At 46.8% G+C, this 18,678-nt stretch carries 21 protein-coding genes; 17 read left to right on the forward strand and 4 right to left on the reverse strand.

The window, feature by feature from the left end; all coding sequences use genetic code 11:
* The first annotated feature begins 11 nt into the window (after positions 1–11).
* The 3 genes from purD to ilvA all read left to right on the forward strand — a co-directional run bounded on the left by purD (position 12) and on the right by ilvA (position 4,281).
* On the forward strand, positions 12–1,277 hold the full coding sequence (gene purD, locus NST94_RS03330) for a phosphoribosylamine--glycine ligase (RefSeq protein WP_076142419.1): 1,266 nt from the start codon (positions 12–14) through the stop codon (positions 1,275–1,277).
* Between the two features lie 287 nt (positions 1,278–1,564).
* Positions 1,565–2,860 (forward strand): SEC-C metal-binding domain-containing protein, encoded by a 1,296-nt coding sequence (locus tag NST94_RS03335; RefSeq protein ID WP_339281648.1) that lies wholly within the window; start codon positions 1,565–1,567, stop codon positions 2,858–2,860.
* Positions 2,861–3,018: 158 nt separating this feature from the next.
* On the forward strand, positions 3,019–4,281 hold the full coding sequence (gene ilvA / locus NST94_RS03340; protein ID WP_076104158.1) for a threonine ammonia-lyase IlvA: 1,263 nt from the start codon (positions 3,019–3,021) through the stop codon (positions 4,279–4,281).
* 87 nt (positions 4,282–4,368) lie between these two features.
* On the opposite strand, the gene NST94_RS03345 is transcribed toward ilvA, so the two are convergent.
* Positions 4,369–5,307, reverse strand: a complete 939-nt coding sequence (locus NST94_RS03345) for a hypothetical protein (protein ID WP_339281649.1) — start codon at positions 5,305–5,307, stop codon at positions 4,369–4,371.
* 50 nt (positions 5,308–5,357) lie between these two features.
* Positions 5,358–6,005 carry a DUF1129 family protein gene (locus NST94_RS03350; RefSeq protein WP_339281650.1) on the reverse strand — a complete coding sequence of 216 codons (648 nt, stop codon included), beginning with the start codon at positions 6,003–6,005 and terminating at the stop codon, positions 5,358–5,360.
* 198 nt (positions 6,006–6,203) lie between these two features.
* Between NST94_RS03350 and NST94_RS03355 the strand changes: the two genes are divergently transcribed.
* The 10 genes from NST94_RS03355 (at position 6,204) to NST94_RS03400 (ending at position 13,536) form a co-directional block, all read left to right on the forward strand.
* The gene (locus tag NST94_RS03355; protein WP_036680885.1) at positions 6,204–6,404 is read left to right on the forward strand and encodes a hypothetical protein; all 201 of its coding nucleotides are present in this window, start codon (positions 6,204–6,206) and stop codon (positions 6,402–6,404) included.
* Positions 6,405–6,786: 382 nt separating this feature from the next.
* Positions 6,787–6,990: a hypothetical protein gene (locus NST94_RS03360; RefSeq protein ID WP_036686857.1), complete on the forward strand. Its 204-nt coding sequence runs from the start codon at positions 6,787–6,789 to the stop codon at positions 6,988–6,990.
* Between the two features lie 411 nt (positions 6,991–7,401).
* The gene (locus tag NST94_RS03365; protein ID WP_339281651.1) at positions 7,402–7,782 is read left to right on the forward strand and encodes a hypothetical protein; all 381 of its coding nucleotides are present in this window, start codon (positions 7,402–7,404) and stop codon (positions 7,780–7,782) included.
* A gap of 213 nt (positions 7,783–7,995) precedes the next feature.
* A complete protein-coding gene (locus tag NST94_RS03370) occupies positions 7,996–8,826 on the forward strand; it encodes an alpha/beta fold hydrolase (RefSeq protein WP_076195105.1) in 831 nt (276 codons plus the stop codon).
* Positions 8,827–8,911: 85 nt separating this feature from the next.
* A complete protein-coding gene (locus NST94_RS03375; protein ID WP_038568677.1) occupies positions 8,912–9,688 on the forward strand; it encodes a class III extradiol ring-cleavage dioxygenase in 777 nt (258 codons plus the stop codon).
* A 204-nt stretch (positions 9,689–9,892) separates the two neighbouring features.
* Positions 9,893–10,990, forward strand: a complete 1,098-nt coding sequence (locus NST94_RS03380) for a DUF3048 domain-containing protein (RefSeq protein WP_076104156.1) — start codon at positions 9,893–9,895, stop codon at positions 10,988–10,990.
* Positions 10,991–11,192: 202 nt separating this feature from the next.
* Positions 11,193–11,810 carry a DUF47 family protein gene (locus NST94_RS03385; RefSeq protein WP_036686871.1) on the forward strand — a complete coding sequence of 206 codons (618 nt, stop codon included), beginning with the start codon at positions 11,193–11,195 and terminating at the stop codon, positions 11,808–11,810.
* Positions 11,811–11,823: 13 nt separating this feature from the next.
* A complete protein-coding gene (locus NST94_RS03390; protein WP_036686873.1) occupies positions 11,824–12,816 on the forward strand; it encodes an inorganic phosphate transporter in 993 nt (330 codons plus the stop codon).
* A gap of 81 nt (positions 12,817–12,897) precedes the next feature.
* Entirely contained in the window at positions 12,898–13,302 is a 405-nt protein-coding gene (locus tag NST94_RS03395; protein WP_339281652.1) for a hypothetical protein, read from the forward strand.
* A gap of 3 nt (positions 13,303–13,305) precedes the next feature.
* Positions 13,306–13,536 (forward strand): hypothetical protein, encoded by a 231-nt coding sequence (locus NST94_RS03400; protein ID WP_339281653.1) that lies wholly within the window; start codon positions 13,306–13,308, stop codon positions 13,534–13,536.
* Between the two features lie 120 nt (positions 13,537–13,656).
* Here the strand turns inward: NST94_RS03400 and NST94_RS03405 are convergent, their stop codons facing one another.
* Positions 13,657–13,989: a hypothetical protein gene (locus NST94_RS03405; protein WP_339281654.1), complete on the reverse strand. Its 333-nt coding sequence runs from the start codon at positions 13,987–13,989 to the stop codon at positions 13,657–13,659.
* Positions 13,990–14,419: 430 nt separating this feature from the next.
* Here NST94_RS03405 and corA point away from each other — a divergent pair, with 430 nt between their 5' ends.
* On the forward strand, positions 14,420–15,379 hold the full coding sequence (corA, locus tag NST94_RS03410; protein ID WP_076136897.1) for a magnesium/cobalt transporter CorA: 960 nt from the start codon (positions 14,420–14,422) through the stop codon (positions 15,377–15,379).
* Positions 15,380–15,461: 82 nt separating this feature from the next.
* Here corA and NST94_RS03415 read toward each other — a convergent pair whose 3' ends face one another.
* A complete protein-coding gene (locus tag NST94_RS03415; protein ID WP_038568686.1) occupies positions 15,462–16,022 on the reverse strand; it encodes a hypothetical protein in 561 nt (186 codons plus the stop codon).
* A gap of 429 nt (positions 16,023–16,451) precedes the next feature.
* Here NST94_RS03415 and NST94_RS03420 point away from each other — a divergent pair, with 429 nt between their 5' ends.
* The 3 genes from NST94_RS03420 (at position 16,452) to NST94_RS03430 (ending at position 18,637) form a co-directional block, all read left to right on the forward strand.
* Positions 16,452–16,742, forward strand: a complete 291-nt coding sequence (locus NST94_RS03420; protein WP_019913624.1) for a YerC/YecD family TrpR-related protein — start codon at positions 16,452–16,454, stop codon at positions 16,740–16,742.
* A gap of 3 nt (positions 16,743–16,745) precedes the next feature.
* Positions 16,746–17,516: a CbiX/SirB N-terminal domain-containing protein gene (locus tag NST94_RS03425; RefSeq protein WP_036680721.1), complete on the forward strand. Its 771-nt coding sequence runs from the start codon at positions 16,746–16,748 to the stop codon at positions 17,514–17,516.
* A gap of 230 nt (positions 17,517–17,746) precedes the next feature.
* Positions 17,747–18,637 (forward strand): diacylglycerol kinase, encoded by an 891-nt coding sequence (locus NST94_RS03430; RefSeq protein ID WP_036680719.1) that lies wholly within the window; start codon positions 17,747–17,749, stop codon positions 18,635–18,637.
* Positions 18,638–18,678 lie beyond the last annotated feature (41 nt).

Consider the following 18,678-nt stretch of genomic DNA (forward strand, 5'->3'; position numbering starts at 1 on the left):
ATTTTATTCTAATGGATATTTTAGTGGTTGGCGGCGGCGGCCGGGAGCATGCGATTATTTGGAGCCTGTCCCAAAGCCCAAAGGTTGGTAAAATCTATTGCGCACCCGGCAACGCCGGGATCGCGCAGCTAGCAGAATGTGTGCCTATCGGTGTGTTTGAGTTCGACCGTCTGACGGCTTTTGCAAAAGAGAAGGAAGTAGGTCTTGTTGTAATCGGACCGGATGATCCGTTAGCAGGGGGCATTGTGGATGCTTTTGAAGCACAGGCTATTCCTGTGTTTGGTCCACGTAAGAATGCAGCTGAGATCGAAGGCAGCAAAACCTTTATGAAGGATCTTTTGCACAAATATAATATTCCGACAGCAGCCTATGAAAAATTTGATGGCTATGAAGCTGCACTGGCTTACTTACGCGAGCAACCGCTGCCGATCGTAATCAAGGCAGATGGGCTTGCCGCAGGAAAAGGCGTGACCGTTGCCTATTCACGGGAAGAGGCAGAGCAGGCACTAGCTGATATTATGGTAACCAAAGTGTTTGGTGAAGCTGGCGCTCAGGTTGTCATTGAAGAGTTCCTAGCGGGTCAAGAAATGTCGATTTTGGCTTTTGTTGATGGAGAGACAGTTCGCCCGATGGCTGCCGCTCAGGATCATAAGCCCGCTTACGATGGAGATAAGGGTCCTAATACCGGTGGAATGGGTACCTATTCGCCTCTGCCGCATATCGACGAGGCGATTATCCAAGAAGCGATTGAGACCATCATTAAGCCAACAGCTAAGGCTATGGTAGCTGAAGGCCGTTCATTTAGCGGCGTTTTGTTCGCAGGGCTGATGATTTCTCCAGAAGGTAAACCAAAGACCATTGAATTTAATGCCCGGTTTGGGGATCCGGAGACACAGGTCGTGCTGCCTAGATTGAAGAGCGACTTGTTAGAAATCTTTTTGGCAGTAACCGAGGGCAGACTTGCGGATATCGACATTGAATGGAGCGACGAAGCAGCTGTGTGCGTGGTTCTCGCTTCTGGAGGATATCCAGGCTCTTATCCTAAGGGAGTACCGATCGAAGGGCTTGAAGACAGCCAAGGAGGGCTGATCTTCCATGCCGGTACAGCACGGGGGGCAGATGGCAGCTGGGTAACGAACGGCGGACGGGTCTTAGGCGTGGTAGGCCTGGGTGCTACGATTGCCGAAGCTCGTTCAGCAGCCTATGCTAGGGCTGAAGGAATCTCTTTTTCCGGGAAACAGAATCGCAGCGACATCGCTATGAAGGCTCTGGTATAAGGATAAAGCACTGTATCTAGCAATTTTTTGCGCTTTAAGTCCTAAAAAAGGACTGACAAGTGATAGAAGAAGTGCTATAATACTACACGTACGGGGGAAAATGTGCGGATATATACAGATAAGGGCCTTTCCGATCATGGGAAGGCCCTTTTAAATCGGAGTCCTTCAGACTTTGTGCAGTAACCTTATAAAGGATGCCTCGTGCCTGAAAATGTTGATACTTATAGTGCATACTAGCGATACGCTTATGGCGAATGGCTACTCACAGATTTAAGGGGGAATTCGTTTTGAGTAAGATTGGAAGAAATGATATGTGTCCTTGCGGAAGCGGGAAAAAATATAAGAAATGCTGCCTAGGGAAAGAAACTTCTGCAGTGGAATCCATCATGCGACTGGTAACAACGGAAGAATCCGCTGCTACTGTGGTTGTGGCCGAGAAACCAGAAGCGGCAGCAATTCCTGAAGCTAAGCTTACCCTAACTACGCTCAAAAAAAAGGTGTCACGTGATCTGAAATGGGAGCATCCGGCACATGAACAATTGGCTCTGCATCTTATTGAGACCATGAGAGACAGCTATGACCGGGAGCTAATCTGGGAAGGTCTGGTTCTATGGAATGGTTATTCCCGTCACATCAAGCCTGCAGTGAAGAAAATGGGCTCCTTCTGTGCAGCTATCGAGTTTATCTTGTCTGAGGAATATGGATTCCTTCAAACTCAAGTTGATCTAGCGATCAAACATGAGGTTACTGCACCTACCATCTCCAGAAAAGTTAAAGAGATGCTTAATTATATCGAACAGTACGGCATGGGCGGGGCAGAGGAAGAATTACTTTTGCTCAACGTTTCAGGCACTCCGAAGGATCAGGAACAGGCTTTGCTGCAAAAAGCAATGGAAACTAAAGCATCCAATCGCCGGATACAGCTAGCAGAAGCGGCATTGGAAGTTTATCCGGACAGTCCGGACGCCTATCTCATTTTGGCTGAGGAAGCCGAGAATGAAGCAGATGCCCGTGCTTATCTGAAAGCAGGGATGGAAGCGGGTGCGCGTGAGCTTGGAGAAGCCTTTTTCACTGAGAACAAAGGACATTTCTGGGGTCTTTACGAGACACGTTCGTACATTCGAATCTGCAAAAGCTACGCTGACTCCTGCTGGTTTAGCGGAAATGCAGAAGAAGCACAAAAGACGCTGGAGCACATTCTAGAATTGAACCCAGAAGATAACACAGGTGCACGTTACCTTCTAACGGCAACGTACCTTTACACTAATAAGCTTAAGAAGACTGAGAAGGTACTGGAGAAGTTCGGCAAGGATGCAGCAGCAACAGTAGCATATGACCGAATGGTTTTAGAATATAAGAAGAACGGGATCACTTCCCAGCTCAAAATGCTCTACCGCGTGGCAAAGAATGTGAACAAGCATGTGCCGGATTATCTGTTAGGTATCAAAAGATTACCGCATAACCTGCCTGATTTTGTAGGCGTGGGTGACGCTAACGAGGCTATCGAATATGTTATTGTACATTCACGTTTGTGGACAAGCTTACCAGACCTGGTGAAGTGGATGCTGAAGCAACAGGACTAGTAGGTTTCATAGCGTAGGGATAGCAAATATTAGTAAGAGACTATAGGGTTCCTTTAGTCTCTTTTTCTTTATCACTGATTAGGATGCTTGAAAAAATGTCCTCGGGAGAGTATGTTACAAGAAGTAGAATAACAGATAGATAGTGAGGCGAGAGGGTTATGAGAGAAGAGGAAGACCGAATCGTAGGAATGGAAGATATTGTGCGGGCTCATCACGTACTGCGTGAAGTCATAATCCGGACACCCCTACAACGTGATGCTGTGCTGTCAGCCAAGTATGATTGTGATGTGTATTTGAAGCGCGAGGATTTGCAGATTGTACGTTCTTTCAAAATCCGCGGAGCTTATAATATGATTCGTAGTTTGTCAGCAGAAGATAGAGCGAAAGGGATTGTCTGTGCGAGTGCGGGCAACCATGCACAAGGCGTAGCCTATTCCTGTAAGGCGCTTGGAATTAAAGGCAAGGTCTATATGCCAAGCACTACACCTAACCAGAAGGTTAAGCAGGTTCGGCGGTTCGGCGGTGAGTTTGTTGAGGTCATTCTGAAGGGCGATACCTTTGATGACGCTTATGATGAAGCACTGCAAGCTTGTATAGATCATGGGATGACGTTGATCCACCCCTTTGATGAGCCACGAATCATTGCGGGCAACGGCACCATTGCAATGGAAGTGATGGAGAGTCTGGACAACCCTGCAGACTTTATGTTCGTAACCATTGGTGGAGGCGGCCTGGCAGCGGGCATAGCCACCTATGTGAAGACAGTTAGTCCTTCTACCAAGTTGATTGGTGTGGAGCCACTCGGAGCAGCTTCTATGACGGAAGCGATTAAGCTTGGAGAAGTGGTGACTCTAAAGGAAATTAATAAGTTCGTGGACGGAGCGGCTGTAAAACGTGTTGGTGGCCTGACATATGATATTTGCTCCCGTCATCTGGATGACATCGTGATGGTGCCTGAAGGTAAAGCTTGTACCACGATTCTGGAACTATATAACGAGAATGCCATAGTGGTTGAGCCAGCAGGTTCGCTGCCTATCGCAGCGCTTGATCAATATCGTGATCAAATCCGCGGCAAAACAGTTGTCTGTATCATAAGCGGCGGCAACAACGATATTGACCGGATGCAGGAGATCAAAGAGCGTTCATTGATTTACGAAGGCTTAAAACACTATTTCATGGTGAACTTCCCGCAACGTGCAGGTGCGCTGCGTGAGTTCTTGGGCGAAATCCTTGGACCTCACGATGATATTACCCGTTTCGAGTATATCAAGAAGCATGATAAAGAAAATGGTCCCGCGCTTGTGGGCATTGAATTATTGTCAACGGATGCCTACGAACCTCTCATCGAACGGATGCAGCAGAAGGGCGTCGATTATGTAGAGATCAATAAGGATTCTAATCTCTTTAACATCCTTATTTAAGGCTCGCATCCACTTCATAATCACGTTAATGAACATAAACAAGCCCGTCCCTATTCATTTCAGGGACGGGCTTTTGTGGTTTCTTTATTAGAGAGGTAACGAAGTCTTACGATATTGCTCGACCTCATCGGTCAATTTATAGCTATTATCTTTCATTAATTTCATGAAGCTATCCAGCTTTTGTAGAAATGGGCTGCTGTCATTATTTTTGGTCAGAATACTGGAGTAAGCCTTTTGCGCCTCCAAATCCATTTCCAGATTGTCATAATGGAAGAGAGGAGTGTTATTCTGGCCGTAAAACGTATTATTCACATACATAGTGTACAAGGCTTTTACAGCAGAAATTCGGTTTGATTTCGGATGATTTTGAATGAATTGCTCTTGAGATAAAGCTCTGGCTGCTACCTCAGTCCAGGCGATAACTAGCCCGTTGTCCTTGGAAGAGGGCAGGTCCGATTCGGTGGCCATAATGGTAATATAAGCGCTGATATCATTGGTGACGTATAGCTTGTACTTGCGGTAAGCCCCATAATCGATCACCGGGAAAAAAGTACCCTCTGCTGTCTCCAGCTTATATCCGCTTTCGCTGGCACTTTTCAGCAGTGTACGCAGCTGGAGATCATCGGTAATAGCGGCAAGAGAAGACATGCTGGCGCCTGCTTTATAAATGGCGGTGAGCTTCCGCTGGACAGCATTGGTACTGAATTTACTTTCCCAGGCTTGCAGCGCAGCTTTATGCAGATTCTCAAGCTTCAGCGTCAGCATTGTTGCACGATACGAACCTACCGCATACATATTGGAGTTCAAATATTTTATGGCTTCGGGTAACTTGTCAGAGGTAGATAACAGCGGTAACGCAGCTTTATAGACAGCCTCCGCATGATTATTGCTAGCTGCTTGGGTTATTGCCTTAGCGCCTTCCCCAGGAGGGCTGGTAGCACCTTCGGCGTGAATAGCACTGGGCACTATGCCTAGCCTTAAGGCTATAGCTAGAACGGAGTAGAGAATATAATGCTTCTTAATCATGGAAGTTTCCCCCTATCTATCGGATGGAATAAAGTTTTCAGCCTAGGTATTTATTTTTTGAAAAATATAAATTTCAGTCCCAACCCCCCAATGATGCACAGAATTAAGCTTACCCACGGGGATATTGTAATGACCGGAAATAACCGATCGAGGAACATACCGATAAATACAGCAGCTACTGCGATGCCAATATAGATGCCAAGGCTTTTTATATCAAAAGGTTTGGCACTGGGGGCATCGCTTTCCGACAAGGAAGACATCCATTTCATAATGAGTTCAATTAAGATAATGGAGCCTACTCCCACAGCGAGCAGGGTGAAAAGGCTGATCTGTCCGAACATTCCAGGTGAATCGTCAGTCCATTGGAAGAAGAGTCCACCGATTGCCAATATCCCAAAAAGACAGGTCAGAGCTGCGCAGGGAATCATCAAGTAATAGTTCCATTTACTGCGCACCGGGCGCCCGGGAACACTGTCTATGATTTCTTTAAAATAATCGTGCGGATTCTCGCCGAATACTTGCTTGGCATTTTTCCCTTTACGTTGTTCCTTCAACAGCAGCTTGGCCGCATCCAGCAAAAGTTCTTCTCCGCGCAGGGGTTCAATTCGACTGGCCCGCACCGCAAGAATCATATCTTCTAAATAGGAGCGATTGAAGGGCGTCAACTGCTCACGCAGGGCGTTATTTTCCTTAATCATATCTTTCACTTTCATAATTTGGATGTAAACCTCCAGTGTTGTTAATCGGTATAGTCTTTAACCTAGAGTATACGTTTGCATGACAGGTCTACGCAAGGACAACCATTTCTATGGCGATATGCATAATCCTTTTAGAAGAGTGAACACTGATAATGTTGTTGCTTGATCAATATAGCATTGGGAAAGGTTGGGAGCTTTATGGAACATGAGAACAAGAAAGAACAGGGAAGATCCATGGGCAACGGTTTCGAGCCTACGCCCAATAATTCAATGGGAGATTGGGGCGGCTCCGATGGATTCAGCATGTGGGATTCCGCAGAAGATGCTCCCGAGGGCTTGCTTAAGGATTGGGAAGGCAGCCATGAAACCCATGAGATGTTTAACGACAGCTACGATTGATTAACAACCCTGGTCATTCATCTCGAAAAAACAACAGAGCAGCGATCCTCCGATACTGGGGATCGCTGCTCTTTGTTTTTTGGTGGGGTTCTGAAACCCCGGAACCCCGGAACCCCGGAACCCCGGAACTCCAGAACTCCAGAACTCCAGAACTCCAGAACCCGGAACCCCGGGAACCCCGGAACCCCGGGAACTCCAGAGCTCCCAGACCCCCGGTTGTCGTAGTATCCACCATCTTTCGGACTCAGATGACGTTATTAGCCAAATTATCGCCTTTTCAGCACAGTTTCGGACCCCAGTGACGCTATTGCTCGAAAAGTAGCTCTTATTTGCTGTTTTATAGGGTGATAGCGACTATGGGGTCCGATAGAATTCAAAAAGTGTGCTAAATCTGCGAATAGGGTCTTCTGAGTCCTATAGAGCTGCTGAATCCGATGGATTCAGCAGCGGGATTTCCGCGGAAGATACCCCCGAGGGCCTGCTTAAGGATTGGCAAGGCAGCCATGAAACCCATGAAACCCATGAAACCCATGAAACCCATGAAACCCATGAAACCCATGAGATGTTTAACGACAGCTACGATTAATTAACAACCCTGGTCATTCATCTCGAAAAAACAACAGAGCAGCGATCCTCCGATACTGGGGATCGCTGCTCTTTGTTTTTTGGTGGGGTTCTGAAACCCTGGGAACCCCGGAACCCCGGAACCCCGGAACCCCGGAACCCCGGAACCCCGGAACCCCGGGAACCCCAGACCCCCGGGAACTCCAGAGCTCCCAGACCCCCCAGACCCCCGGTTGTCGTAGCATCCACCATCTTTCGGACTCAGATGACGTTATTAGCCAAATTATCGCCTTTTCAGCACATTTTCGGACCCCAGTGACGCTATTGCTCGAAAAGTAGCTCTTATTTGCTGTTTTACAGGGTGATAGCGACTATGGGGTCCGATAGAATTCAAAAAGTGTGCTAAATCTGCGAATAGGGTCTTCTGAGTCCGATGAAGCTACTGAGTCCGATGAAGCTACTGAGTCCGCTGGAGCTACTGAGTCCGCTGGAGCTACTGAGTCCGCTGGAGCTACTGAGTCCGCTGGAGCTACTGAGTCCGAAGGAGCTGCTGAGTCCGAAGGAGCTACTGAGTCCGAAGGAGCTACTGAGTCCGAAGGAGCTACTGAGTCCGCTGGAGCTACTGAGTCTGATGAAGCTACTGAGTCCGAAGGAGCAGCTGAGTCCGATGAAGCTACTGAGTCCGAAGGAACTGCTGAGTCCGATGAAGCTACTGAGTCCGATAGAGCAGCCGAGTCTGCTGGAGCTACTGAATCCGATAGAGCTGCTGAATCCCGGATTGGCGGTTTCAATCCACTCGACGTGGGAGCCCTAGAGTCATGTTCATATCTTACGGGACACCCTATTTGTCGCGCAGACTCTAATGCCCAAATACTCCGTGCGTTTATTAAGAATTGTCCCCTTGCTGTTGACAATATGAACGAAATCTTTATAATTAGATTATAATTCATACTAAGTTAATCGGAATTCTAATAAATTAAAATAAATTAAATTATAAATATAAATATAATTATAGGAGGATGCGGCAATGGAACGGAATATTGTAATCCGGCATAACGGAGAAGAATTGACGGCGAGCATACATTACCCGAACAAAGAGAAGGGAACCTCTTCGCGTTGCAAGGATAGACTGCCATTAGCCGTGATCTGCCACGGATTTGTGGGGAATCGGATTGGCGTAGACCGGATTTTTGTGAAGGCTGCTCGTGAGCTGGCACAAGAGGGATATATGGTTATTCGTTTTGATTATGTGGGCTGCGGCGAGAGCAGCGGGAATTATGGCGGCGAAGACATGGAATCGATGATCGCTCAGACTAGAGCGGTGCTTGATTACGGAATTAGCTCTGCTGATGTGGACCCACAGCGCGTGACGCTGATTGGCCATAGCCTGGGTGGCGCGGTGGCGTTGCTGACAAGTATTCGCGATCGCCGCGTGAAGAATCTCGTGTTATGGGCCTCTGTTGGTTATCCTTTCAATGATATTGTGAAAATTGTAGGGCGGGAGGCGTATGATCGTGCTGTGAAGAATGGGTCAGCGGATTATGTGGGCTATTCGTTTACACCGGTATATTTTAATTCTTTGGCGGCTTTTCAGCCCTTCCAAGAAGCGAGCAAATTTAGCGGCGATGTACTCGTCATTCATGGCACCTCTGATGATGTCATTCCGGTGGATTACGCTTTTCTTTACCAGAAGCTGTTCTGGACACGTCCCGAAGGACGTTGCGATAAAGAGATCATTTTTCAAGGGGATCACACCTTTTCTTCTGGACCGGCGCAGCAGCAGCTGCTTAAGCGGACTATAGAATGGATGAACGAACAAGAGCATCTGCAGACAGAGTGGCAGAATTGGATGATTTAGGAGAAGGTTTTTATTCGCATTAACTTGCAATAAGCGGTAAAATAAAGATGCACACCATATACTGGGTTATGGAGGTTGGCATCCTATGAAATTACCGTCATTTTTTATTGCGCACGGTTCTCCGCTCCTCGCACTGGAGGATAACGAGTATACCCGTTTTCTGGAGCGGCTTGGTCAAGAACTTGAAGCGCCACGCGGTATAGTAGTTTTCTCAGCGCATTGGGATAGCCCTGAACAGCTACTTACCGTTGATGAACTGCACGAGACACAGCATGACTTCTACGGATTCCCTGAAGAAGTTTACACGCTGACCTATCCGGCCCCGGGCGATCCGGCCCTAACAAGACGGATTTCTGAGCTCTTCAAGGATAACAATCTATCACATCAGCCCGTTCTGGGGCGAGGACTCGATCATGGAGTCTGGGTGATACTGAAAAAAATGTTCCCGAACGCCGACATTCCGGTAGTTGCTTTATCCGTCGATTCCCTGCGCTCTCCCAAGGAGCAGTACAATATCGGGCGGATGTTAGCACCGCTTCGTGACGAAGGCATACTGCTGATTGGAAGCGGTGGACTTGTTCACAATTTGCGGATGCTAAGTGAAAGTGAGCAGCCTGAGGATTGGGCACTTGAATTCGATGCCTGGATTGCCAAGGGACTAGAAGCCTGGGATTTGCCTTCACTTTTTGCGTATGAGAAAAAAGCTCCACATGTACGCGATGCGGTTCCTTCTTATGGAAGAGAGCATTTTGCACCTCTCTTTTACGCGATGGGAACAGCGGATGGCAGCAGGAAGGCAGAGCGGATTTTTCAGGCTTATCAGTATGGGACATTAAGTCTGAATTGCTGGAAGCTAGACTAACTGAATGAATAAGAGACCCGCAGGGTGCAGCCGCAATGGCTGTACCCTTTTTTTAATATAAGAATTTATCTATTCCATGCTATAAAATTTCCTTATGCTTGCTATGAAAAAAGGGAGAAGGTGATCAAGACAAATGGGACTGACTGTGATTAAATGGAAGGAATCAGTGAGTTTCATAAAACGTTTAGGAGGAACTACAAGCTTATGAAAGTAAATTGCTCTTCTTCCCGTCTGTTATCTGCCATTGTATTGACCACCCTATTGCTCTCCGCTTGCGGAACACAGAGTGCAAATAATGAGATCACCCCGACACAGCAGCCTACCGCAGAGCCCACGCCTATCGAAACGATTCAACCCTCACCTACCATTGATCCCGCTGCTGAGCTCGTATCCGGATTAACAGGTCTTCCAGTTTCTGAAGACAGTCTTCCACGTCCCTTGGCCGTAATGATAAATAATGCTCCTGCCGCCCGGCCGCAATCGGGGGTTAGTGAAGCAGATATTTTGTATGAGATTCTTGCCGAAGGTGGTATTACGCGTTTGATTGGTATTTTTCAGAGCCATACAGGTGTGGTGAAAATCGGACCGATTCGCAGCATCCGCCCCTATCTGCTGGATATTGGCGAGAGCTACGGTGGTGTGACGGTGCATGCAGGAGGAAGTCCGGCAGCTTACGCCATTTTGCAAAAAGAGAAAAAAGAAGATATGGACGAGATCGGCCGTGCCGGAGCTTATTTTTGGCGGGATAAAGCGCGAAAAGCACCTCATAACCTGTACAGCAACGCAGCCAAACTGCGGGAAGGTGCCGAGAAGCTTGGGTTTGCGCAAAGTGTGAAGGTACCCGGGTATCTTTTTAACAATCCAGATTACATACCGGCGGACGGAGAGAAAGCCGCTGAATTTAGCATAAACTATCTGCTCAAAAGTTATAAAGTTGACTATAAATATGATCCTAAACGTCAGACCTATCAGCGTTATGTGAATGACAAACCTCATTTGGATCTAAATAACGATAATCCGGTGGAAGCGGCCAATGTGATGGTTATTGGAGCCGATCATAAAGTGCTTGATGATGTCGGAAGACTTCAGATTGATGTGGAGCTTGGCGGGGAAGCGTTGCTTTTTCAGCGGGGACAGGTCACCAAAGGCAGATGGTCGCGTGAACCAGGGGATGTGATCCGCTTTGTGAGGGATGGAAAAGAAGAGCTGATGTATCCAGGAATTACCCATATTTTGGTGGTCCCTAATGCACCTTCATTTAGCAGTCATGTGGTATATGGCGGGGCGGATGGTACAACATAAGAAAGTCGGAATATCCAGTGTTATACAGATTTGTGTTCGGAATAATGGGTATGTGTTAATAGAGTGTAAAAAAGTTCATTTCTATAGCTTCTATACCTTGTACGGATATGATAAGATAACAAGGGTTGTCATTCATTTTCATGCTTTTTACATATGAATGGCTCTGTATTCACGGTAATTTTATGTAAAGGGGTTTAAAACAATGAAGTTGAGAAAAAAGGACATATTCTTTGAGACGCTGGAAAATATGGCCGATACTATTGTCCAAGCTGCAGATTATTTTGCTCAGAATATCACTGATCTCCGGAATAATGTCGATAATTTCGCTGCAGAGATGAAAAAGTACGAATCCCAATGTGATACTTACACGCACACCGTCATCAAAGAATTGAACAAGACGTTTATTACGCCGCTTGAACGTGACGACATTATGGACTTGATCACAAGCATGGATGATGTCATCGATGGTCTGGAGGCATCCGCCTCACGTTTCTATATGTACAACCTTCTTGACCCGGATGAATACATTGTACAATTCGCCGAAATCCTTCGTCAGTGTGCTTATGAAATCCAAAAAGCGGTTCATTTGCTCTCCCAGAAGAAGCTGCTTGCGATTCGTGAATATACAATCCGTCTGAATGACCTTGAGAATCAAGGGGACGAAGTGCTTCGTATTTGTACTAAGGTCCTGTTCGAAACTGTAAAAGACCCGATTGAGCTGATTAAACGCAAGGAACTGTATGAGCGGCTCGAGACCACTACAGACAAATGTGAAGATGTAGCCAACATGTTGGAATCGATCATCATGCGCAACTCATAAGGGGTACTAGAATATGGAAACATCTATATGGATTCTTGGAATTGTTATATTTCTCGCGCTTGCGTTTGACTTTATCAATGGATTCCATGATACGGCCAACGCAATTGCTACCTCTGTCTCAACACGTGCCTTAAAACCGCGAACAGCAATTATTATGGCAGCACTGATGAACTTTGTTGGGGCCTTGATGTTTACAGGTGTGGCCAAAAAAATCGGCGGAAGTATCACCGACCCGACCTTGCTTGAAAATGGGTTGGATATCATAATAGCCACGCTGATTGCTTCGATTATTTGGAATTTGATTACTTGGTGGCTCGGAATTCCATCCTCATCGTCTCATGCACTGATCGGCGCTTTAGCGGGTGCAGTATACGTGGGGGCAGGCTCAGCACACATCAATTGGGGCGGGTTTGTGGAAATTGTCGAAGGACTGATTTTCTCCCCAATCATTGCGTTTGTTATTGGTTATATTATCATGACCATCCTGAAATGGATCTTTGCTAAGCGTAGTCCACATACGGTCAACAAGGGCTTCCGCTCTATGCAGGTCCTTACGGCAGCGTTACAGTCGTTCACACATGGTACGAATGATGCGCAAAAAGCGATGGGGATCATTACTTTTGCACTCGTTACCTCAGGACGTCAAGAAACTATGGATGTTATCCCTTTGTGGGTTAAGATAGCTGCAGCTACGGCTATGGCGCTCGGTACCTCCATCGGTGGTTGGAAGATTATTAAGACTATGGGTACGAAGATTTTCAAAATCGAACCTATTAACGGTTTCGCGGCTGATATTTCCGCGGCATCTGTTATTTTCTCAGCAACGCTGCTGCATTTGCCAGTAAGCTCAACGCATGCGATCACATCAGCGATCCTTGGGGTAGGCTCTGCCAAACGTTTCTCTGCAGTGAAATGGGGAGTAGCCGGACGTATTGTGGTCACTTGGTTCATCACGATTCCAATCAGTGCGGTATTAGCAGGTCTGATTTTCAAAATCATTTTTTAAACACCCTTTAATAAAGATGTCAGTTAGCCATTGGGCTGCGGACATCTTTTTTTGTTGTTTGGACATGAGGATGGGTGAAGAATGTACGGTATAAATCCCGTAGAAATGACGGAGTTTAGCGTTGCAGGGAGAACGTACGGTATAAATCCCGCAGAAGTGGCGGAGTTTGGCGATGGAGGGAGAATGTACGGTATAAATCCCGCAGAAATGACGGAGTTTGGCGATGGATGGGGAATGTACGGTATAAATCCCGTAGAAATGGCGGAGTTTGGTGATGGAGGGAAAATGTACGGTATAAATCCCGTTGAAATGACGGAGTTTGGCGATGGATGGGGAATGTACGGTATAAATCCCGTAGAAATGACGAAGTTTGGCGATGGAGGGGGAATGTACGGTATAAATCCCGTAGAAATGACGAAGTTTGGCGTTGGAGGGGGAATGTACGGTATAAATCCCGTAGAAGTGACGAAGTTTGGCGATGGATGAGGAATGTACGGTATAAATCCCGTAGAAATGACGGAGTTTAGCGCTGGAGGGGGAATGTACGGTATAAATCCCGTAGAAATGACGAAGTTTGGCGCTGGAGGGGGAATGTACGGTACAAATCCCGCTGAATTTACGAAATTCGAGGATGGTGACAAAAAGAAGAGCATAATTGCCCTAGAATTGGAGACACTTCGTCGAAGAAGCAGAAATAAGGGCATAAATGCCTTAGAATGACGGAACCTGACTTGTATGAGGTTGGACCAGCCCCGTGTAACACATTTCAAGGGAACCCAGCGACCCTAATCCAGTCCATCGTAAAGTAACCTAGATCCAACTAACTCAACTCAGCCCAATTTACCTCATTTCAGCAGAATCCAGCGCACCGAAGTCCAGCCCTGCATAAAGTAACCTAGCCCAAATTAACTCAGCCCAGTCCGACGTAACACATTCCAACGGAATCCACCGCACCACAGTCCAATCTTGCGCAAAGTAACTAGTCCAACCCAACCCAACCCAACCCAACCCAACCCAACCCAACCCAACCCAACCCAACCCAACCCAACCCAACCCAACCCAACCCAACCCAACCCAACCCAACCCAACCCTATTCTCTTTCTCCCTGCTTTTCTGCCGTCCATGAGCATCACTATATTCACAATTCCCACTTGCACTCAACTTTACAGGCAAGGATTGCATCCCAATCCCACAAAACACTATCAGCCCCAAAGTAAACCATATGTTACTTACGTTAAATGAACGCGAGGCGAGGGACTCAACCTTTTGCGAAATCAAGGTCAGTCTGCTTACGATCGAAGGGTTGTTTACTATCCCTTATGAGCACCTTTTCACCAACTAATTAGTAAAAATAGCGATAGTAATTCACAGCTATGAATTCATCTCACTCATAAACCCGATACCGACAGCAGAGAATAAGGACAGCTCGCCCCCAGCGCAACCAACCTTACACAAATGAATCGAGCATTAACGAACGACGAAGCACCAAATGTTTCTTAGTCTAGCTTGAGCGGTGCTGCTGGCTATGTTTTTTGCTTTTTGGAAGACTTGTCTTCTTGCTGTACAATAGAGGCGTGGAAGAAGATGAAGCGGAGGAACATTTATGATACGTACACTTGTTGTCACACATAAAGGTGAGGTGCTGACAGAGATCCCTCTGCAAAATATCCGGCTGGAGGATTATGCTTGGATATGGGCAGATTTTGCTACGCCTACGCCAGAAGAAACGCTTTTGCTGGATCAATATTTTCATTTTCACCCCTTGGCGATAGAGGACTGTATGCATGTATTGCAGCGGCCGAAGCTGGATCATTACGAGAATGTGCAGTTTTTTGTGCTGCATGCGCTGAATGAGCGGACGTTGGATGCTGAGGAGGTTGACCTATTTTTAAGCGCGAACTTTCTTGTCTCCTATCACCATCAGGAAAAAGCAGAGATGAATGAAGCGTGGGAACAGGTGAAGAGCGAAATACATAGTCGAAAAGGTTGGTCGGGTGGGCCGATGGCAGCTGCATATACGGTGATGGACAAGCTGGTGGATAAATATTTTCCATGTCTCTACAGTTTAGAGGACGAGCTTGCGGATCTGGAAAGCAGCGGCAGCAGTGAGTCGGTGGAGGAATTGATGAGCCAGGTGTTTGGCGTGCGCGGAAGACTCCTCAAAATGCGGCGAACGATTGTGCCGATGCGCGACTTGATGTACCGGATCGTGAATTCACAGCATGTCCAGAGCAATGGCGAGGAACGGATTTATTTTGGCGATATTTATGACCATCTGCTAAAACTCTCCGATATGATTGAGGCTGATCGGGAAATGACAGCGGATTTGCGTGACAGCTACATTTCACTCAATTCCAACCGGATGAATTCGATTATGAAAACACTAACGGTAATCACCACCGTATTCATGCCGCTGACGCTTATCGCCGGGATCTACGGGATGAACTTTGTGAAGATGCCTGAACTAGAGTGGAAGTATGGTTATTTTGGTGTGCTGCTGTTTATGCTGGTGGTTGGTTTTGGGATGTTCCGATGGTTCCGACGGAGTGGCTGGTTTAAGTGAAAATAGAGCAGAAGCGCCAACAGCAAATCTCTTTCCCGCGAGAATTGCTGTTTTTCTGATACATAGCTAGAAAACGTCACCGCTATTTGCGGCGACGTTTTCCGGTGGAAGAAGTAGAGCGCCGGCGAGTAGTTGTAGTAGATTTGCGACGGGGTGAGGTGGAGCGCTTTTTTTTGCGGCGATTAGGACTGTACAGGGCGGCATCCTCTTCGGCGGCTAGTGCGCCTGCTGCGCCTTTGTTTTTACCGAAGCTACCCATGAACAGCTTAACCATTGGAGCCATCTGCTGGAAGCCGGACATCACCTTTTGTACTTTACCCATAGAGTTTACGATCCCGTCAATGCCGCCCATACGATCGATGATACCTTTGATTTGCTCCATATTCCCACCAATTCCGCCACCGCCGCCTAAGCCGCTGAGCAGTCCGGCAAGCCCGCCGCTTGCCTTTGTTGCAGCTTCAGCTGCAGGGAGCGCTAGCGCAGTTTCGGTGGCAGCTTCTGCTCCTAAAGCAGGAAGGATTCCGGTCTCACCTGGGAGAGCTGAGGGCGCATATGAACTGAGGCCGGGGTAGGCAGAGGCATTATACGAATCGCTCAGTGAACGCTGATTCCGGCGGGAATGATTATAGTAATGATCAGGCATAATATCACATTCCTTTGTTAGTGGTCTGCTATACTGTATGTCATGGGCGAACATACGGTATAGACGAATGCCCGGGTAATAGGGATAGGAGCGGAAAAGGGCGTATGCCTATAAACAGGTTAAAGTAGTGAAGAAACCGTGTACGAGCTTGATTTTCGGCGCTTTTGTAGTACTATAGTGTAGGCGATAATTCTTATGTAGAGAAAAATACTTGTATTGGGGTACATAAATGGTGTGCGCGTGGGGTGGACGTTTGTCCATCATTTTCGTTCTTTACAGCGTGAAATCGTTAATGCTTGAAAAATGCGCTCCAGTGCAATATAGTAAAGGCAGGATAGTGACATTAGGTTGATGTTTCCGGAGCTAGTTTTGTACGGAGCTTAATCAGAGAAACTAATGCTGATAGAACTTTTAGGGGATGAAAAATTGATGCAACTTAAGAAGTTAAATGATAAAAGTATAGACCAATTATTTGAAGCCATTTTAACATTAAAGAATATGGAAGAATGTTATGTTTTCTTTGATGATTTGTGCACCGTGAACGAGATTCAATCGCTGTCGCAACGACTGGAAGTAGCGCGTATGCTTGGCAAAGGTTCGACCTACAATCAGATCGAAGCAGAGACAGGAGCAAGTACAGCTACTATTTCCCGTGTAAAACGTTGCCTGAACTACGGAAATGATGGTTATAAATTAACGCTGGAACGTTTGGGACGCTAATTTATGGTACCGGGCGTACTTATTATCAGTCACGGCTCCCGCGACGAGGTTTGGGTGTCGATCGTGGAAGAGGCCGTAAGCGAATTATCGCTAGATGAAGAGATGCCAGTGGTGGTCTCTTTTTTAGAGCTGGTAGAGGGCCGTCTGATTCAAGATGGAATAAATGAACTGGAACATGCAGGGGTCACAGATATAATTGTGATCCCATTGTTCGTTTCCTCGGGAAGCACACATGTCGATGAAATAGAATATGCACTAGGGGCTAAACCTGCACCTGAACGTGAGACCGATTTAGAGCCGTTCCACGTGAAGGCTAAGGTTCACTATGGTTATCCTGTCGACGATGACCCGGACATCGCTGTGATGATCTGGGACAAGCTCCGTAAGCTGTCTACGGAACCTGAACGTGAGACGATTCTGTTGGTAGGTCACGGCAGCATTTATGATGGCTTCCGCCAGCGTTGGCAGCAGGGCATCTCTTCACTAGCAGGACGTGTACGTGAGGTGAGCGGCGTAGCAGCTGCCGATTACGGTCTGCTGAATCCGGACAGTGTAAGAAGCAAAGTGGAGTATTGGCAGGAGCAGGGTCACGAGGTTTTGGTGGCGCCGCTTTTTTTGAGTGAAGGTTATTTCACTAAACATGTGGTTCCGAACAGACTTAAAGGGTTAACCTATAAGTATTCTGGCCAGACGCTTTTGCCGCACCCGCTTCTTCCGCATTGGATTGAGAGACAGGTAGAGACACTCCTCGAACAGATTCGAAAAAAGAGTTAAAAAGCTTCCTTTTTAGCCCACTTAATCATGAAAAATAGTGCCCATTTCCGTGGATAATACGGGATTTGCTGCATAGACATATATATAGTTGTTTTTGCCTAATAAGGTGTCGTGAATTGTTGTATAATGGAATATTTACGATAAATGTCCTCTGACATTGATTGTAGTGGTCCGAATTAGGTATAATCAATTAGGTTATTCTATTATAAAAAACAGGTGGCGTTCCGGTAATGAAAACTGCGAGATTGATTTATAATCCCACTTCTGGACGGGAAGAAATGAAGAAGCGGCTCGCCGACATTTTGGACCGGCTGGATACGGGTGGCATTGAAGCCTCCTGCCATGCAACGACCGGAGAAGGCGATGCTATGTTAGCTGCTGCGGATGCAGTAGAGCGCGGTTATGATCTAATCATAGCAGCCGGTGGGGATGGCACTTTAAATGAGGTTATCAATGGTATGGCGGAGAAACCTAATCTCCCCCCGCTTGGCGTATTGCCACTTGGGACTACCAATGATTTTGCACGTGCGATGGGGATCCCGAAGAATTGGGAAGATTCCGTTGATTTAATCCTTCGTCAAGAGTCGCGTCCGATTGATATCGGTAAAGCCAATGATCGTTATTTCATTAATATAGCAGGCGGTGGCAGTCTAACCGAACTGACCTATGAAGTTCCAAGTAAGCTGAAGACCATGATAGGGCAGCTTGCGTACTATTTAAAAGGTATTGAAAAAATGGTCAGCCTATCTCCTCAGGAACTAATCATTCGTGCCAATGGGCAGGAGGTTATTCATGATGAGTTCATGCTGTTCCTGATTGCAAATACGAATTCTGTCGGCGGCTTTGAAAAACTTGCCCCCGGCGCTCGAATCGATGACGGTCTGTTAGATGTTATTGCGGTTAAAAAATGCAACCTGGCAGAGTTTGTCCGTTTGGTTAGATTGGCCCTTCGTGGCGAGCATTTGCAGGATAAAAAGGTTGTGTATTTCCGTACGGATGCAATGGATGTAATCTCTCCAGGGCATGTCCAATTGAACTTGGATGGAGAACTTGGCGGAGAGCTGCCGGGTCGTTTTCGGATTTTACCGCAGCATCTGCGGATTTTTGCTCAGAATAATTAGGGTTGATTGAAAGTAAGAGTGTGGGATTATACAGCGATGAT

The organism is Paenibacillus sp. FSL H8-0282 (assembly GCF_037963825.1).
Classification (GTDB): domain Bacteria; phylum Bacillota; class Bacilli; order Paenibacillales; family Paenibacillaceae; genus Paenibacillus_AQ; species Paenibacillus_AQ odorifer.

Excerpts from the sequence above, each read along its gene's own strand:
- purD (WP_076142419.1), top strand. The coding sequence starts at position 12 with ATGGATATTTTAGTGGTTGGCGGCGGCGGCCGGGAGCATGCGATTATT.
- ilvA (WP_076104158.1), top strand. The coding sequence starts at position 3,019 with ATGAGAGAAGAGGAAGACCGAATCGTAGGAATGGAAGATATTGTGCGG.
- NST94_RS03345 (WP_339281649.1), bottom strand. The coding sequence starts at position 5,307 with ATGATTAAGAAGCATTATATTCTCTACTCCGTTCTAGCTATAGCCTTA.
- NST94_RS03350 (WP_339281650.1), bottom strand. The coding sequence starts at position 6,005 with ATGATTAAGGAAAATAACGCCCTGCGTGAGCAGTTGACGCCCTTCAAT.
- NST94_RS03355 (WP_036680885.1), top strand. The coding sequence starts at position 6,204 with ATGGAACATGAGAACAAGAAAGAACAGGGAAGATCCATGGGCAACGGT.
- NST94_RS03365 (WP_339281651.1), top strand. The coding sequence starts at position 7,402 with ATGAAGCTACTGAGTCCGATGAAGCTACTGAGTCCGCTGGAGCTACTG.
- NST94_RS03370 (WP_076195105.1), top strand. The coding sequence starts at position 7,996 with ATGGAACGGAATATTGTAATCCGGCATAACGGAGAAGAATTGACGGCG.
- NST94_RS03375 (WP_038568677.1), top strand. The coding sequence starts at position 8,912 with ATGAAATTACCGTCATTTTTTATTGCGCACGGTTCTCCGCTCCTCGCA.
- NST94_RS03380 (WP_076104156.1), top strand. The coding sequence starts at position 9,893 with ATGAAAGTAAATTGCTCTTCTTCCCGTCTGTTATCTGCCATTGTATTG.
- NST94_RS03385 (WP_036686871.1), top strand. The coding sequence starts at position 11,193 with ATGAAGTTGAGAAAAAAGGACATATTCTTTGAGACGCTGGAAAATATG.
- NST94_RS03390 (WP_036686873.1), top strand. The coding sequence starts at position 11,824 with ATGGAAACATCTATATGGATTCTTGGAATTGTTATATTTCTCGCGCTT.
- NST94_RS03395 (WP_339281652.1), top strand. The coding sequence starts at position 12,898 with ATGTACGGTATAAATCCCGTAGAAATGACGGAGTTTAGCGTTGCAGGG.
- NST94_RS03400 (WP_339281653.1), top strand. The coding sequence starts at position 13,306 with ATGTACGGTATAAATCCCGTAGAAATGACGGAGTTTAGCGCTGGAGGG.
- corA (WP_076136897.1), top strand. The coding sequence starts at position 14,420 with ATGATACGTACACTTGTTGTCACACATAAAGGTGAGGTGCTGACAGAG.
- NST94_RS03415 (WP_038568686.1), bottom strand. The coding sequence starts at position 16,022 with ATGCCTGATCATTACTATAATCATTCCCGCCGGAATCAGCGTTCACTG.
- NST94_RS03420 (WP_019913624.1), top strand. The coding sequence starts at position 16,452 with ATGCAACTTAAGAAGTTAAATGATAAAAGTATAGACCAATTATTTGAA.
- NST94_RS03425 (WP_036680721.1), top strand. The coding sequence starts at position 16,746 with ATGGTACCGGGCGTACTTATTATCAGTCACGGCTCCCGCGACGAGGTT.
- NST94_RS03430 (WP_036680719.1), top strand. The coding sequence starts at position 17,747 with ATGAAAACTGCGAGATTGATTTATAATCCCACTTCTGGACGGGAAGAA.